Origin of the sequence: Dokdonella sp., from assembly GCF_019634815.1 — a bacterium.
GTDB lineage: Bacteria > Pseudomonadota > Gammaproteobacteria > Xanthomonadales > Rhodanobacteraceae > Dokdonella_A.
Map to the genome: position 1 here is coordinate 1 of NZ_JAHCAP010000029.1, position 15,619 is coordinate 15,619.

Below are 15,619 nucleotides of genomic sequence, written 5' to 3' on the forward strand. Positions count from 1 at the left end.
TGCTGCGAGCGGCGATTCCGGTCGGCGGCCGCAGCTTGCCGATTCTGGACATGGTGTTCCCTGCGGGGCAACAAGGCGCGCCGCAAGCAGAGCAACGATTCTTGCAGCAACTCAAGGCAATCTTGCCCGCGCATGCCCGCCCGATCCTGGTAACCGACGCCGGCTTCCGCACCCCTTGGTTTCGGGCCGTCGAGGCATTGGGATGGGGGTGGTTGGGACGCTTGCGACATCGCACGCGAGTCAAGCCGGTCGATGCGGTGGATGCGGACGATCAATGGGTGCCTTGCAAAGCCCTGTACGCGCTGGCTTCGCAGACGCCGCGTGACATGGGGGCGATGCACATCGCCGCTTCGCAGTCGTGGACGGCACGTCTGATCGTTTACGGCAAGGCGCCGAAGGGACGCCGGCATCTCAATCGCCAAGGCCAACGGGCCCGCTCCAAACACAGTCTGCAGAATGCGCGACGTGAGCGCGAACCCTGGTTGTTGCTGGCATCGAGCGACCTGGAGCACCTCCACGCGCGGCAATTGGTCCGACTCTATGCGCGGCGCATGCAGATCGAACTGTCGTTCCGTGATCTGAAATCGCATCGTTACGGCGATGCGTTCGAGGACTCTCTGACGCGCAAGGGGCCGCGCATCGCCATCTTGTTGCTGCTGCACGCCATGGCCGCGTTCGCCAGTTGGCTGGTGGGCCTGGCCTGCGAATCTGCCGGCATCGATCGCTGGTTGTCGCCTCATCGTGCGCCGCGCAAGCTTTACTCGACGATGCGCGTTGGGCGTGAAGCCCTGCGGCGCGGATGGCCGTGCGATTCGGTCTGTGCGCTGCTCGACCGTTTGCGACAACCCATTGCGGCGTTGCTCGATCAACTTGGCATTCCTGCGTGAAAACGTGGGGAAACCTCAGGGCCAGAGCGACTTTGAGTCAGCACCCCGACTATGTCTTCGGATCACACTTTCTTCTCGTTCTTGCTCGACTTGAACATCTCGAGCATGCGTTCAGTCACCACATAGCCACCGGCTGCATTGCCCGCACCGAGGATCACGCCGATGAAGCCGATGGCGATGCCAAGCGGCGTGGTCGCCTCGGCCAGCGCGATCATCGCACCGACAAGGACGATGCCGTGCACGAAGTTGGACCCGCTCATCAGCGGCGTGTGCAGGATCACCGGCACGCGGCCGATGATTTCCTTGCCGGTGAAGGCAGCCAACATGAAGATGTACAGCGCGAGGAACCCGTCGATCATGACGTCACCCTTTCCCGAATCAGCATGAAGATTGAAACACGAAGAACACGAAGAACACGAAGAAATCAAAGAACCAAACGGCGGACGCCATTCCGCAAAACCCGGCTGTTGAAGTTCATCAGCAGACCGACCTTCAATCCGGAGAGTCGAAGATAAGTCAGCAGCTGAGCTTCATGGATCGGAAGCAAGGCATCGACCGCTTTCAACTCGACGATCAATTCCTCTTCCACCAACACATCAACGCGAAAACCACAATTCAGTTCGATCTGCTTGTATCGAATTCCAATGGCGCGTTCGGTTTCGACGCGCAAGCCTGCCTGAACCAACTCGTAGGTGAGGCACCGCTGGTACACGGATTCCAGCAATCCCGGCCCCAATTGCCGATGTACTTCGATCGCACATCCGATTACTCGATTTGACAACTCATCAAATTCCATCTCCGAACCCCGACCCGCTTTTCCTTCGTGTACTTCGTGTCCTTCGTGTTTCAGGCCTTTCCTTGTTTCAGGCCTTTCCTTGTTTCAGGCTCTTCCGTGTTTCGGGCTCTTCCGTCTTTCATCCGCCCTCGACCAGCGTCCTGGTCGGTTCGTGCTTGATCTCGCCCGCATGCGTGAGGCAGGTCCTGGCGATGAGTTCGTCTTCCCAGTCGAGCGTGAGCGCGCCATCCTTGAGTGAAAGCTCGAGGAAGTTGTAGAGGTTGCGCGCGTACATTTCGCTGGCATGCACGGGCGCGCTGGCCGGCAGGTTGGCGGTGCCGATGATGCTCACGCCGTTGGCGCTCACGATCGTGCTGCCTGCCTCACTGCCTTCGACGTTGCCGCCGGTCTCGGCGGCGATGTCGACGATCACCGCGCCGGCTTTCATGCCGGCGACCATCGCCGCATTGATGATGCGCGGCGCGCGGCGGCCCGGCACCGCGGCGGTGGTGACGACCACGTCGAAACCCTTGAGTTGTTCGGCCAATGCCTTCTGCTGCTGCTCGCGCTCTTCGGCGGTGAGCTCGCGCGCGTAGCCCCCGCTGCCCGCGGCGGAGACTCCAAGGTCGAGGAACCTGGCGCCGAGCGATTCGATCTGCTCCCTGGTCTCCGGACGCACGTCGAAGCCTTCGACCTGCGCGCCCAGACGCTTGGCGGTCGCGATCGCCTGCAATCCGGCCACGCCGGCGCCGACGATGAGCACCTTGCTCGGCCGGATCGTGCCGGCTGCGGTGGTGAGCATGGGGAAGAACTTCGGCGCGGCTTCGGCAGCGATCAGCACCGCCTTGTAGCCGGCGACCGCGGCCTGCGAGGACAGCACGTCCATCGCCTGTGCGCGCGTCGTGCGCGGCAGGAGTTCCATCGCGAACGCGGTGATCTTGCGATCGCGCAACGCCTTGCTGCGCTCGGGCGCCAGATGCGGCTGCAGATGCCCGATCACGACTGCGCCTTCCTTGAGCGCGGCGATTTCCTCGAGCGTGGGCGGCTGCACCTTGAGCAGCACGTCGGCGCGGGCGAGCGCTTGGCTCGCGGCGAGCACGTCCACACCAACGTAGGCGGAATCGGCGAAATACGCGCTCGCGCCCGCCCCTGCCTCGATCACGATGTCGGCGCCGCGTGCCTTGAGCTTCTTTGCCACTTCCGGGGTCAGGGCGGCTCGGCGCTCACCAGGCGTCGTCTCGCGCACCGCTGCGATCGTTGTTGCCATGCGCATCCTCATCGGGCAGATGAAAGCCCGATCCTAGCCCAGCCGGCGATCCGGCAACAGCCCGGCCGGTCTTGTCGACGACCGTCATCGCCGATCAGTGGTTGCTGCGGAACCCGATCCGATTCACCCACGACGGGTCGGGCCGCTATGCTCGGCTTTTCACCCGCGAGGATCCCCGTGGATCTGCTCGATCTGCTCAATGACCGCCGCTCGACCCCTTCGCGCCTGCTCGGCGAACCCGGGCCGACGCCGGCCGAACTCGAACGCCTGCTGCAGGCCGCGGTGCGCGTGCCCGATCACGGTCGCCTCGATCCCTTCCGCCTGATCGCACTCGAGGACGCGGCAAGGGCGCGCTTCGGCGAGGCGCTGGCACAAATCCATGCGCGCGTGGATCCCGCGGCACCGGCTGCCGCGCTCGACAAGGACCGCAAGCGATACCTTGACGCGCCGCTGATCCTCATCGTGGTCGCACGCATCGACGAGCGACACGCCAAGGTGCCGGCACAGGAGCAACTGCTCAGCGCCGGCTGCGTCGGCTACAACCTCCTGCTGGGTGCGCAGGCACTGGGCTACGGCGCACAGTGGCTGACCGGCTGGGCAGCCTACGATCGCGGAGTCGCGGCCCTGCTCGGCCTCACCGAAAACGAGCGCGTTCTCGCCTTCGTGCACATCGGTACGGCGCGGGAACGCGCCCCCGAGCGCAACCGGCCTGCGGTCGCCAACCTGCTTTCGCACTGGTCATAGCCCGATGAAGCCGACGATCCATCTCGTCGACGGCAGTCTCTACGTCTGCCGTGCCTGGTTCGGCCAGGGCCCCGACGTGTTCGATGCCGAGGGCGCACCCGCGCACGCGGTGCATGGATTCGCACGTTTCCTGCTCGAACTGATCGAGCGCGCGCGGCCAACGCATCTGGCAGTCGCGTTCGACGAATCGCTCGACAGCTCGTTCCGCAACGCGATCTATCCCTCGTACAAGGCCAACCGGCCACCTGCGCCCCCCGACCTGCTGCGCCAGTTCGGTCATTGCAAGGCACTCGCCGCCGCGCTCGGTGCGAGCGTGCTGGTCGATCACCAGTACGAAGCCGACGATCTCATCGGCAGTGCGCTCGCGGTGGCGCGACGCGAAGGTTTCCGTGGCGTGATTGTTTCCGCCGACAAGGATTTCGGCCAGCTCATCAGCGAGGGCGACGAGCAGTGGGATCCGCCGCGCAACCAGCGCTGGGATGGTCACGGCATCAAGCAACGTCTGGGCGTGCATCCGCATCAGGTTGCCGACTATCTCGCCCTCACCGGCGATGCGGTCGACAACATTCCGGGCATCAGCGGCATCGGCGCCAAGACCGCGGCGATCCTGCTGCATCATTTCGGCTCACTCGACGCCGTGCTCGAACGCGCGGACGAGGTGGCCTTCCTGCGCTTTCGCGGCGCGGCCAGCACCGCGACACGTCTGCGCGAGCAGGCCGCCACCGCGCGCATGTCACGCGCGCTCACCGGCATCGCGCTCGATGCACCGGTGCCGGCTCGGGCGGCGCACTATCGGCGCGGTGCAATCGATGCGCAGATCGACGTTCTGCTCGACCGTCTCGACTTCGGCCCACTCACCCGCAGCCGCGTGCGCGCGCTTGCGGCCAGCGAAAGTCCGGCCTGAAGCGCCGGTGGGCTGGATTCAGTTTCCGCTGACCGAGTTGGAGCCACCTTCGACGTTGGAGAACCTGCCGCTGCCGGGTTTGGACTGACTGATCACGCTTGCAGCCTGGCTCAGTTGCGCATGCTTGTTGCGGTCCCAGTTGGCGCGCAAGTTGGAACGGAAGATCTCGACCGGCTTGAGCTTGGACTCGTCCTTGGGACTGCCATAGCCGTCGTAGGCGTTCTTCTGGCTGTTGGCGATGAAGTAGAAACCATCACCGGAAACCGTCCCCGTGGTCGGCAATGCGAAGGCCGGGTTGGCAGCATCGAGCACGCCCGCATCAAGCAGGCTGCGCCCATCGGCACCCAGCGAAATGCGGATCACGCGGCGCGGTGACATGCCGCTTTGCACCGCGATCAGATGGTTTTCGTACCAGGCCAGGCCATCGATGCCGCCGAGTGCGAGCTTGGCCGGATCGGCCTGCAGGTCGAAGGCGCGACCGGCTGCAAGATCGGCACCAAACAGACCGAGCATGTGATCGGCAAAGTAGAGATAGCGGCCATCGCCGCTCACTGCCATCCCGCGCAGGCTGAGGAGTTTCGGATTGGCCACGAAGGGTTTGAGCTCGCTGCCATCGACGCGGTAGATGATGTTGCGCAGACCGTCGGCAACGAACACCAAGTCGTCCGATCCAGCCGCAATGCTCGACAGGCTGCGCGGCTTGCCGTCGTCGCTGAGGATGTATTTGGCAAGCAGCTTGCCGTCGGCGAGCGAAAACTTGAACAGCCCGGCCTTGCCGTAGTCCTCTTGCTTGAAGCCCTTGAAATACACCGACGAGGTGCTCGCCACCCACAGCGTTTCACCCGCCGGGTCCACAGCCAGCGCATAGACGCTCCACAGGCCGTTGGCGGCATCGGGCTTGATGAAAGGCGTGGTCTTGCCCTTGGCATCGACACGCAGGATCGAGCCATCGCGCACGCTGCCGACCAGAAACACCTTGCGCACCGGATCCCAGGCAATCGATTCGAACAGGTGGTCGCCCGCGGGCAGGCTGAAAGCCGGCGCGCCATCACCGACCGGCGCGAGATTGTCCTTGAGACCCTTGATGATGAATTCCCAGGCCTTGTTGCCGGTGACCTTGGCGAAGTTCGGGTTGTTGGCGAGGTCATAGCCGTGGCCACTGCGCTGCAGGGCGAGCAGAGTTTCGTAGGTCTTGGGCTTTTCGCCGAGCATCGCGTAGGTCGTGGCCAGCGCCAGACGGAACTCGCTGACCTGCGGCTGCAAGGCGGTCAGGCGCTCCAGAGTCCAGCTCAGGTGCTCGTAGTCACCCGTTTCCTTGTAACGCTTGGCCAGCTGCAGCAACGAACCCGGCGCCTGCACCTGGGCAATCTCTTCGTGCGAGAGCTTGGAAAGGTCGATCGACGGCTTGCCGCTCTGAGCCAGCGCCGGAGCGGCGAGCGAAAGCAGGAATGCGCATAGAATGCGACGGATGGACATGGGCAGCCTCGGTCAGGAAACGGATCGCCTGCAGACAAGCAAACGAAGCACAAGTTCGGAAAAAAGCCGCTCACGATGACGCAAACCGAGACTCTTTGCAATGGAAAATGGCTGCGCCTGATGAAGCGCGGTCGCTGGGAATACGCCGAACGCACCAACCCGGGTGGCGGCGTGATGATCATTGCCCTCACCGATGCCGACAGGCTGCTGTTCGTCGAACAGCCGCGTCCGGCGATCGACGTCTTGACGATCGAGATGCCGGCCGGCTTGGTTGGTGACGTCGCCGCACATGCCGACGAAAGCGCCATCGAAGCCGCCCACCGCGAACTCACCGAGGAAACCGGCTATCGCGCCGGACGCATCGATTTCCTCATGGCCGGCCCTACTTCGGCGGGCATGAGCAACGAGATCCTTGCCTTCGTGCTGGCGCGCGACCTCGAGCGGGTCGAGGATGGCGGCGGCGATGAAACCGAGGAAATCCGTGTCCACGAGGTGCCGCGGCGCGAAGTCGCGGCCTGGCTCGTCGCCAAGCAGCGTGCGGGCTATTCGATCGACCCGAAGATCTTCGCCGGCCTCTACATGCTCGAAAACAGCGCGCTGTTCGCGCGCTGAGGCCACCGCCCGGTCAAACCGCGGCGAGCTGACGCCACAGCAGCAAGGTCGCCATTCCAAGCATCGCGCCCCAGGTCAGCAAGGTGCCGTAGAGGCGTCCGAAGCTGACACCGGCGCTGTGCCACAGTCCGGAGGCATGCATCAGGCGGCCCAGGATCAAGGCGCTGCCGAAGGTGTGCAGCAACAGCGGCTTGGTCTGGTCGAGCTCGAGACACAGCAAAAGCAGCAGCGCGAGCGGCAGATTCTCGAGCGCATTGGCATGGGCGCGGATGCGCTGCAGCAGGGTCGAGTCACCGCCCGAGCCGAGTCCAACCTTGACCGTGCGCCGCCTCATCGACACGGCCAATGCGAGGCAGATGACGAGGATCGTGGACAGCGCCACGTAGATTCCGGTGATGTGCATGCGCAACTCCTGTGGCCGTAATGAGCGATCAGGGCTGCATGACGAGGCGATCGCCCCGTTGCACGCCCGTCAGGGTGCGCGGCCCGGGCGCGATGATCGCATAGCTCACGCGCAGGTCACCGGCGGCCGGATGCGCCGGATCGCCCGTGTAGAGCACGCCATCCTCGGCGCGAAAGCTCACCGCAAGGTTGGCTGGCAAGTCCTTCAGCTCGACCGCATGCGGTCCCGGCGCCGCATCCGCGAGACGGGCAACCGGCTCGACCGAAAATGCACCCAGGCGCACTTCGCTGGCAAGGTAACGGGCCGAGGCAAACGGGAAGCGCTGCGGATTCACATGCCCTTGCGGTTCGCGGAATGCATCGGAATCCACCGGCTGCGCGCTCCAGGCCAAGGCGTAGGTACAGGCGTCCTTCGCGCAGGCCTCGCGCCATTGACGCATCTGCACTTCGCGCACGAGTCCCAGCGCGTCGACGCTGATGCCAAGCTCACGATCGCGGGCGCCCTGCGTCACGCGCAAGCTGCCTTCGATGCGGATCAGGCGGCCTTCATTGGTCGCATCGATCTTGCCCGCCGTCACCCTGCGCGCCGGCTCCGCGCCAGCGGGGACCTGCGCCGTCTGCAAGGATGGCCATGCGCGCTTGCGCTGCGTGGACAGGTACCAGATGCCCGCGATGAGCAGGCCCGCCACGAGCAAGGCGAACAGCTTGCGACCACGCCCCGCGCGCTTGCGCCGTCGCGTCATCACAGCACCTGCGCGACGAGTTCATCGCGTTCATCACGAGTCACGTAGCGCCCTGATTCGTCGCGCCGCACCCGCGACAGCGCGCAGTGCGGATCATGGGTGAAGAAGAGCTGCACGTCGTGTTCGATCATCGCATCGAGGAACGCGCGTTTCTCGTCGATCAGCAGTTCCGGATAACGGTCATAGCCCATCGTGATCGGCAGATGCACCCACGGCCGCCCCGGGATCAGGTCGGCGCAAAACACCACGCCACCCGCATCACCGCGTATCTCGGCAAGCATCAGGCCGGGCGTATGGCCATTGGAATGATGGAAGCGCACGCGCGGGCCCAGGCTGGTGGACAGATCGGCGTCGATGCGTTCGAGGCGGCCCGAGGCTTCGAGCAAGGCCGGCAGTTCGGCGATGTACGAGGCGCGGTCGCGCGGATGCGGATGCAGCGCGCGCTGCCAAGCCTGTTCGCCGACGATGAACTGCGCGCGCGGAAACAGCAATTCCGGCGCCTGCCCTTCCCGCCACGGCGCGAGCAAGCCGCCGACGTGATCGAAATGCAGGTGGGACAGCACCACCGCGTCGATGTCTTCGTGCATGAATCCGGCGGCGCGCAGCGAATCGAGCAATACGTGCCGCTCCTCGACCACGCCATAGCGCTCGCGCAGGCGCGGCTCGAAAAATGCCCCGATCCCGGTCTCGAACAGCACCGTCTTGCCATCGAGGTCGTCGACCAGCAAGGCGCGGCAGGCAAGCGGGATGCGATTGTCGGCATCGGGCGCAATCCACTTCTGCCAGACTGCACGCGGCGCATTGCCGAACATCGCACCGCCATCGAGCTTCTGCGAGTTGCCGAGGATCGACCACAGCTTCATGCGGTTGCCTGCCTCACTTGACCAGGCCGCTGCCCGAGTCCCCGCGCGGATCGCTCGCGGCCTGCGTCGCCCCGGTCTTGCGGTCACGGCTCACCACGTTCATGAAACCCCAGCGCCGTTCGGACTCGCTGAGCTTGTGCCCCATCGCCTCCAGCGCCTTGACCTCATCACGCGTGAACGCACCCTTCTCGGCCGAAATCACGTCGGGCAGGTACTGGTGGTGAAAGCGCGGATTGGCGACGATTTGTGCCGGCGACTGGCCATCGATGAAGCCGAGGATGCCCTCGAGCACCATCGTGATGATGCGGCTGCCACCGGGCGTGCCGATCACGCCGATTCGATCGGTGCCGATCACGAAACTCGGCGACATCGACGACAGCGGTCGACTGCCCGGGCGCGGTGCATTGTGCTCGTTGCCCGGCAAACCGAAGGCATTGGGCTTGCCTGGCACCAGTGCAAAGTCGTCCATCTCGTCATTGAGCACGAAGCCGGTACCGGGCACGACCAGGCCGGAACCGAAAATCAGGTTGACCGTCTGCGTGCCGGCAACGAGATTGCCTTCGGCATCGATGATCGAGAAGTGCGAGGTATGCGTGCCCTGCCCGTGACTGAGAAACGGCGGCAACAGGTCGCTCGGCGTTGCCTTGTCCGGGTGGATCGAAGCGCGCAAACCGGCGGCATAGTCGGCGCTGAGCAGTCGCGCGATCGGCATCTGCACGAAATCGGGATCGCCAAGATATTGCGCGCGATCACGATAGGCGCGGCGCATCGCCTCGACCATGAAGTGCACGCGATGCACCCGATCGAGCTTGGCGAGATCGTAGCCGCCGAGGATGTTGAACATTTCCGCAAGCGCGATGCCACCCGACGAGGGCGGCGACGCACTGACGATGCGCCAGCCGCGATAATCGAAGGCGATCGGCGCGCGTTCCTTGGCGGTGTAGTTGCCCAGGTCGTCGAGTGACCAGTTGCCGCCCGCCTTGCGCACGCCCTCGACCAGGGTGCGCGCGAGCTCACCGCGATAGAAGCCGTCGTTGCCCTCGGCGCCAAGGCGCTCGAGCACGCGCGCCAGATCAGGCGACTTGAAAGTCCAGCCGGCCTTGGGCAGCTCTCCGTTGACGAGATACAGTGCGGCCGAGCCCGGATAGCGCGCAATGACATCCTTGCGCATCGCCAATTCCTTGAGGAAGCGGCCATCGGGCTTGAATCCCTCGCGCGCAATCCGGATCGCCGGCGCCAAGGATGACTTGAGTGGCAACTTGCCGTAGTGCTGCGCGATCCAGACCAGACCGGCGGCCTCTCCGGGGATCGCCGCCGACAAGGGACCGTTGATCGAAGCGTCGCGGTTGGCATCGCCCTTGGCGTCGACATAGTCCCGCGAATTGACTGCCGCCGGCGCGGTTTCGCGAGCGTCGACCATGACTTGCTTGCCGTCGCTCGCGCGATGCAGCAGGAACAGGCCGCCACCACCGATGCCCGAACTTTGCGGCTCGACCACGGCCAGGGTTGACGCGACCGCCACCGCGGCGTCGAAGGCATTGCCGCCCTTGCCGATGACTTCAAAACCCGCCTGCGTGGCCAGTACATGCGCACTGGCGATGCCCGCCTGCGGCGATCTGTCCGCCGCGTGTGCGCTGCTGACCAGGATCAAGGCCGCCATCGCGGCAACCGCACCGCGAATGCGCTTCATCGTGTTTCCTTCATTTCAATGTTGCCTGCGGGCCGGTCAAACCGAAGCAACCGCAGGCACCAGACCACCAAGGGCAGGTGCGCAGGCTGCCGCACCTGCGCCTGCTGCGCTGAGATCGCCTTACTTGGCCTCGACGAAACGCGCTTCGCCACCGGCTGCGGCGACCGCGGTCTTGACCGCGTCGAAATCACCCGGCGAGCCGATGAACAGCACCACGACTTCCTTGAACGAACCCGGCGCCGCATCCTTGAAGGCATCCACAGCCAGTTGCGCGGTCTTGGCCGATTCCGGACCGCCGAAGGCCATCATGTTGCCGGGCAGAACGCCGCGAGCGACCACGATCTTGACGTTGTCGAGCTGGTTGGCGCGATCGGCGACCGCCGCCTCATCGTCACCGGCAGGCACGAAGTACATGTAGGGATGAGTGGTCTTGACGCCCTGCATGTTGGCGGTAACCACGCTTACGAGATATTTCTTCCAAGCCGCCTTGTCGGTCGCGTTGGTCGGCGCCGGCAGCACCGCAGGCGCCTGTTCGGCCGCGGCCTTGTCGGCTTCGGGCTGCTTGTTCTGGTCGCACGCGCCCAAGGCCAGCGCCGCGGCTGCGATGAGAACGAGCAAGGAAAAATTCTTGCGCATGACGATACTCTCCTGTTCAGAAGCTGATTCTGGCTTGTCGATCACGCATCTTGCCACGTTCCGACGCCGCTGCGGACCCCGCGGACTCAGGCCGGGCGCGCAAAGCGGCGGCGCAGCGCCTCATGCACCGCCGGATGCACGAATCCCGAGACATCGCCGCCCAGTCGCGCGATCTCGCGCACCAACGAGGAGGAGATGAAGCTGTATTTTTCCGCGGGCGTGAGAAACAGGGTCTCGGCCGCGGGAATCAGGTGGCGGTTCATGCTTGCGAGCTGGAACTCGTATTCGAAATCCGACACCGCACGCAGGCCGCGCAGGATCACGCCGGCGCCGATTTCCTCGACGAAATCGGCGAGCAGCGAGGCGAAGCCGCGGATCTCGACATTGGGCACATCGGCCAGCGCGATGCGCGCCAGCTCGATGCGCTGTTCCAGATCGAAGGCCGGCCCCTTGCCCGCGCTCTCGGCGATGGCGACGACGAGTCGATCGAACAGCGGCGCCGCGCGGCAGGCCAGGTCGATGTGGCCATTGGTGATCGGATCGAACGTGCCCGGATACACGGCCACGCGCGCGCGCTGCGGACTCACCATGTGCTTGCTGCCGACGGGATGCGGGCTCCTAGCTTAAGGCAAGGCTGATCAAGTTGCGCAACCGTCACGACACCGGTCCGCGTGCAGCTCGAGGGGCATTGCCGCAGACAGACTGGCCGTCTTTCAAGGCGGCGCGCCGATGAGCTGCGCGCAAACAGGCGTCGCCCAACCGCTTGATCTTCATTGCATCGGCTTGCCTCAACAGCCCGCCCGGCAGGTGCTCGAATCACGTGCGATTCACGCATCGCGGGCCGCATCACGCCGATACAGTGCGAAGCGTACCGCGCCAGCACGCCCCTCTCGGTGCAGCGTCCACGTCGCCGGCAGTCGCAGTACGGATTGCTGATCCGATTCCACATACACCAGTGCTCCGGCACGCAACCATCCCCCTTGTTCGAGTGCCTGCGCTGCCGATTCCCACAAATCTGCCGCAAACGGCGGATCGAGAAAGACGATGTCGACCGGCGTCGCGGGTTGGGCGAGCCAGCCAAGCGCGTCGCCCTCGCCCACCCGGGCGCCTTGCACCTGCAGGCGCGCGAGGTTGTCGCGCAAGTCCTGTGCCAGCGTCCGGTCACGTTCGATGAAGATGCAGCTGGCGGCGCCACGCGAAAGCGCCTCGATGCCCAAGGCACCGGTGCCGGCGAACAGGTCGAGGCAACGCGCGCCGGCAATCACCGGCGCCAACCAGTTGAACAGGGTCTCGCGCACGCGGTCGGGCGTTGGTCGCAGGCCATCGCGATCGGCCACCGCAAGCCGCGAGCCACGCAACAGGCCGCCGACGATGCGCACGCTGCTGGATCCGGAATTGGGCTTGGGCATCGGCTCGGCGACCACGAAGGGTGTTAGGATTTTCCGCTTGCATTTTCACCGATTGCGACCGCAATGCTGAAGTTCTGGAAGAAGAAGCCTGCTGCCGAGTCCGGCGCACCCGCAATCGAGCCCGGGCCCGGGGCGGAGAGTGCAGACGGCGTCGAGTCGACGACTGCCGCGACCGCGGCGGCGATCGGGGATGCCGCGACCACAGGCACATCCCCGCCCGAGGCCGGCATGCCCGCCGTCGAGCCCGCACACGAGGCCGCACCCGCGCGTCGCGGCTGGCGCGATCGCCTCGCCGGAACTGGATTCGCGCGCGGCCTTGCGGCCTTGTTCGTGCGTCATCCGCGCCTCGACGACGCCTTTCTCGACGAACTCGAAACCTGCCTGATCACTGCCGATGTCGGCATCGCCACCGCAAGCGCGATCGCCGATGATCTGCGCCAGCGCGCGGACAAGCGTGAATTCGCCGACACCGGCGCCTTGTTGGCGGCCTTGCGCGGCGATCTCGTCGCCCGCCTCAAGCCAGTCGAACGATGGCTCGATGTCAGCGGCCACGAGCCGTTCGTGATCCTCGTCGTCGGCGTCAACGGCGTCGGCAAGACCACCACGATCGGCAAGCTCGCCTGGCGTCTGCGCAGCCAATCACACTCGGTCATGCTCGCCGCGGGCGATACCTTCCGCGCCGCTGCCGTCCAACAGCTGCAAACCTGGGGCGAACGCAACGATGTGCCGGTGGTGGCGCAAGGCTCGGGCGCAGACTCCGCAAGCGTGATCTTCGACGCCTTGCAGACTGCGCGTGCGCGCTCGATCGACGTCTTGATCGCCGATACCGCCGGCCGCCTGCACACGCAGTCGGGCCTGATGGATGAACTTGCCAAGATTCGCCGCGTGCTCGGCAAGCTCGATGCGCAGGCACCGCACGAAGTTCTACTCGTGATCGACGGCACCACGGGTCAGAATGCGATCAATCAGGTGCGCCAGTTCAAGGATGCGATCGGCGTCAGCGGCCTGGTCGTCACCAAACTCGACGGCACCGCCAAGGGCGGCGTGGTGTTCGCGCTCGCGCGCGAGTTCGGCTTGCCCATCCGCTTCGTCGGCCTCGGCGAAAATGCGCAGGATCTGCGCCCCTTTGACGCTGCCGCTTTCGTCGATGGCCTGTTGCCACAGACGCTGGGCAGTGATGGCTGAGGCGAAGCCACGTCGGCGACGCTGGCCTGTCGTGCTTGCGCTGCTGCTTGTGATCGGCGCGCTCGGCTTGTTCGCACTCTCGCGTCTGCTGCGGCCCGACCGCGTGAGCGCGCTGCTCACCGAACAGGCGCGCGGCATGGGGCTGGAACTTGCGATTGGCAACGCGGCGCAATATCGCTTCGTGCCGCAACTGGAAATCGTGCTGCCGGCCTCGCGCCTGCGCATCAGTGGCCACGCCACGCCCCTGCTTTCGATCGGCGCCCTGCGCGCCCGCGCGCCGTGGCGATCCCTGCTTGGTGGACCCGTGCGGATCGACGAACTGGTGATCGAGAAGGCAGTGCTCGACCTCGACGAGCTGCGGCTCTGGCGTGCGAGCCGCCCGACGAACAAAGCTGCCATGCCCGACCTGCGCATGCAGCTGCGCGTCATCGACGCACGTGTGCAAGCCGGCGACCAACTCATCTCCGATGGCATCGATGCGGACCTGGGCAGCGCACAGGACCTTTCCGCATGGCTGGCCCGCTGGTCACCGGCGCAGCCCAGCGCCGAGCTGTTGCCCCCGCTCACCGGCACGCTCGAGGCGCGCTCGATCGACTACGGCAAGACGCACATCGAGGGTTTGCAGGTCGAGCTCGGTGACGAGCCCGCGAACAAGCATCGATGAAGGCGCAGCGCAAACCGCTCGCCAGCGAGGATGCATTCGCGCGCAGACTGCTCGACTGGTACGACCGCCACGGCCGCAAGGACCTGCCCTGGCAACACCCGCGCACACCGTATCGGGTCTGGCTCAGCGAAGTGATGTTGCAGCAGACGCAGGTCCGCACGGTGATCGCGTATTTCGGGCGCTTCGTGGCGACACTGCCCAGCCTTGCCGCCCTGGCGGCTGCGAGCGAGGATCAGGTGCTGGCGCTGTGGTCGGGCCTCGGCTACTACAGCCGCGCGCGCAATTTGCAGCGCGCCGCACGGATCTGCGTCGATCAACATGACGGCCACTTGCCTGCGCAATTCGAGCAACTCGCCGCCCTGCCCGGCATCGGCCGCTCCACCGCAGGCGCAATCCTGGCGCAGGCGTTCGACCAACCGCATGCAATTCTCGACGGTAACGTGCGCCGCGTGCTCGCGCGCTGGCACGGCGTGGAAGGCTGGCCCGGTGCGGCGCCGGTGCAGAAGCAGTTGTGGCGACTGGCCGCAGCACATGTGCCGCGCACGCGTGCGGCCGACTACACGCAGGCGATCATGGACCTGGGGTCGATGGTCTGCACGCGCCTGCGACCGCACTGCGGACAGTGCCCGCTCGCCGCCGACTGTGTCGCCTTGCGTGAAGACCGCGTGCATGAACTTCCGCAGGCCAGACCCGCGCGCAGCAAACCGGTGCGTGGCGCCGTGCTGCTGATCGCGCGCGACGCACAGGGCCGGATCCTGCTCGAGCGTCGACCACCGAGCGGCATCTGGGCACGGCTGTGGAGCCTGCCTGAAGCCGATGACACGGACGCTGCACAACGCCTGCTGCGGCAGCGCTTCCATGCCAACATCCGCACCCACACCTTGCTTCCCTCGTTCCGGCACAGCTTCACGCACTATCATCTGCAAATCACGCCCCTGCTGTGTGATGTTGCGAGCGGCCGCTTCGTTGCCGATGACGGCGATCACGCATGGTGCACGCCGACGCAATTCGCCCAGCTTGGCCTGCCTGCGCCGGTGCGCAGCCTGCTCGCATCCCTGGAGCCATCCGCATGAGCCACATCGTCCATTGCATCAAGCTCGGCCGTGAGGCCGAAGGTCTCGCCTTCGCGCCCTGGCCGGGCGAACTGGGCAAGCGCATCTACAACGAAGTGTCGAAGGAAGCCTGGAGCGGATGGCTCGCGCACCAGACCATGCTCATCAACGAGAACCGGCTCAATCCGCTCGAAGCCAAGGCGCGCGCATTTCTTGCCGTGGAAGTCGAAAGGTATTTCTTCGGCGACGGCTCGCAGGCACCCGCCGGCTACGTGCCGCCCTCGGCACAGGACTGAAACGCGCTGCGCGC

General features: G+C 65.4%; 19 protein-coding genes. 8 read left to right on the top strand and 11 right to left on the bottom strand.

Annotation, left to right across the window (positions count from 1 at the left end):
* The first annotated feature begins 14 nt into the window (after window positions 1-14).
* Entirely contained in the window at window positions 15-887 is an 873-nt protein-coding gene (locus KF759_RS12550; protein WP_291226098.1) for an IS4 family transposase, read from the top strand.
* Window positions 888-949: 62 nt separating this feature from the next.
* On the opposite strand, the gene KF759_RS12555 is transcribed toward KF759_RS12550, so the two are convergent.
* The 3 genes from KF759_RS12555 to KF759_RS12565 all read right to left on the bottom strand — a co-directional run bounded on the left by KF759_RS12555 (window position 950) and on the right by KF759_RS12565 (window position 2,929).
* The gene (locus KF759_RS12555; protein WP_291226037.1) at window positions 950-1,246 is read right to left on the bottom strand and encodes an NAD(P) transhydrogenase subunit alpha; all 297 of its coding nucleotides are present in this window, start codon (window positions 1,244-1,246) and stop codon (window positions 950-952) included.
* Between the two features lie 65 nt (window positions 1,247-1,311).
* Window positions 1,312-1,683, bottom strand: a complete 372-nt coding sequence (locus tag KF759_RS12560) for a GxxExxY protein (protein WP_291226039.1) — start codon at window positions 1,681-1,683, stop codon at window positions 1,312-1,314.
* A gap of 118 nt (window positions 1,684-1,801) precedes the next feature.
* Complete coding sequence (locus KF759_RS12565; protein WP_291226041.1) at window positions 1,802-2,929, bottom strand: NAD(P) transhydrogenase subunit alpha; 1,128 nt, start codon at window positions 2,927-2,929, stop codon at window positions 1,802-1,804.
* 147 nt (window positions 2,930-3,076) lie between these two features.
* Here KF759_RS12565 and KF759_RS12570 point away from each other — a divergent pair, with 147 nt between their 5' ends.
* Both KF759_RS12570 and KF759_RS12575 read left to right on the top strand, forming a co-directional pair.
* Window positions 3,077-3,673 carry a nitroreductase gene (locus tag KF759_RS12570; RefSeq protein ID WP_291226043.1) on the top strand — a complete coding sequence of 199 codons (597 nt, stop codon included), beginning with the start codon at window positions 3,077-3,079 and terminating at the stop codon, window positions 3,671-3,673.
* A 4-nt stretch (window positions 3,674-3,677) separates the two neighbouring features.
* Entirely contained in the window at window positions 3,678-4,577 is a 900-nt protein-coding gene (locus KF759_RS12575; protein WP_291226045.1) for a 5'-3' exonuclease H3TH domain-containing protein, read from the top strand.
* A gap of 18 nt (window positions 4,578-4,595) precedes the next feature.
* Here the strand turns inward: KF759_RS12575 and KF759_RS12580 are convergent, their stop codons facing one another.
* Entirely contained in the window at window positions 4,596-6,053 is a 1,458-nt protein-coding gene (locus tag KF759_RS12580; RefSeq protein ID WP_291226047.1) for a hypothetical protein, read from the bottom strand.
* A gap of 120 nt (window positions 6,054-6,173) precedes the next feature.
* Between KF759_RS12580 and KF759_RS12585 the strand changes: the two genes are divergently transcribed.
* Window positions 6,174-6,665 carry an NUDIX hydrolase gene (locus KF759_RS12585; RefSeq protein ID WP_291226049.1) on the top strand — a complete coding sequence of 164 codons (492 nt, stop codon included), beginning with the start codon at window positions 6,174-6,176 and terminating at the stop codon, window positions 6,663-6,665.
* A 13-nt stretch (window positions 6,666-6,678) separates the two neighbouring features.
* Here KF759_RS12585 and KF759_RS12590 read toward each other — a convergent pair whose 3' ends face one another.
* The 7 genes from KF759_RS12590 to rsmD all read right to left on the bottom strand — a co-directional run bounded on the left by KF759_RS12590 (window position 6,679) and on the right by rsmD (window position 12,408).
* On the bottom strand, window positions 6,679-7,068 hold the full coding sequence (locus tag KF759_RS12590) for an MAPEG family protein (protein ID WP_291226051.1): 390 nt from the start codon (window positions 7,066-7,068) through the stop codon (window positions 6,679-6,681).
* Window positions 7,069-7,096: 28 nt separating this feature from the next.
* Complete coding sequence (locus tag KF759_RS12595) at window positions 7,097-7,810, bottom strand: TMEM43 family protein (protein WP_291226053.1); 714 nt, start codon at window positions 7,808-7,810, stop codon at window positions 7,097-7,099.
* A complete protein-coding gene (locus KF759_RS12600; protein WP_291226054.1) occupies window positions 7,810-8,673 on the bottom strand; it encodes an MBL fold metallo-hydrolase in 864 nt (287 codons plus the stop codon). Before KF759_RS12600 ends, KF759_RS12595 begins: the two co-directional genes overlap by 1 nt.
* A gap of 13 nt (window positions 8,674-8,686) precedes the next feature.
* A complete protein-coding gene (gene ggt / locus KF759_RS12605) occupies window positions 8,687-10,363 on the bottom strand; it encodes a gamma-glutamyltransferase (protein ID WP_291226056.1) in 1,677 nt (558 codons plus the stop codon).
* Between the two features lie 120 nt (window positions 10,364-10,483).
* A complete protein-coding gene (locus KF759_RS12610) occupies window positions 10,484-10,999 on the bottom strand; it encodes a hypothetical protein (protein ID WP_291226058.1) in 516 nt (171 codons plus the stop codon).
* An 86-nt stretch (window positions 11,000-11,085) separates the two neighbouring features.
* Window positions 11,086-11,586 (bottom strand): pantetheine-phosphate adenylyltransferase, encoded by a 501-nt coding sequence (coaD, locus tag KF759_RS12615; RefSeq protein ID WP_291226060.1) that lies wholly within the window; start codon window positions 11,584-11,586, stop codon window positions 11,086-11,088.
* A gap of 240 nt (window positions 11,587-11,826) precedes the next feature.
* Entirely contained in the window at window positions 11,827-12,408 is a 582-nt protein-coding gene (gene rsmD / locus KF759_RS12620) for a 16S rRNA (guanine(966)-N(2))-methyltransferase RsmD (RefSeq protein WP_291226062.1), read from the bottom strand.
* Between the two features lie 63 nt (window positions 12,409-12,471).
* Here rsmD and ftsY point away from each other — a divergent pair, with 63 nt between their 5' ends.
* Genes ftsY through KF759_RS12640 form a run of 4 tightly spaced genes read left to right on the top strand, consistent with a single transcriptional unit; the run spans window position 12,472 to window position 15,605 of the window.
* On the top strand, window positions 12,472-13,593 hold the full coding sequence (gene ftsY / locus KF759_RS12625; protein ID WP_291226064.1) for a signal recognition particle-docking protein FtsY: 1,122 nt from the start codon (window positions 12,472-12,474) through the stop codon (window positions 13,591-13,593).
* Window positions 13,586-14,257 (top strand): hypothetical protein, encoded by a 672-nt coding sequence (locus KF759_RS12630; protein WP_291226066.1) that lies wholly within the window; start codon window positions 13,586-13,588, stop codon window positions 14,255-14,257. The genes ftsY and KF759_RS12630 overlap by 8 nt, the downstream gene beginning before the upstream one ends.
* Window positions 14,254-15,330 carry an A/G-specific adenine glycosylase gene (mutY, locus tag KF759_RS12635; protein ID WP_291226068.1) on the top strand — a complete coding sequence of 359 codons (1,077 nt, stop codon included), beginning with the start codon at window positions 14,254-14,256 and terminating at the stop codon, window positions 15,328-15,330. The genes KF759_RS12630 and mutY overlap by 4 nt, the downstream gene beginning before the upstream one ends.
* Window positions 15,327-15,605, top strand: coding sequence for an oxidative damage protection protein (locus tag KF759_RS12640; protein WP_291226070.1), 279 nt, complete (start codon window positions 15,327-15,329; stop codon window positions 15,603-15,605). The genes mutY and KF759_RS12640 overlap by 4 nt, the downstream gene beginning before the upstream one ends.
* Window positions 15,606-15,619 lie beyond the last annotated feature (14 nt).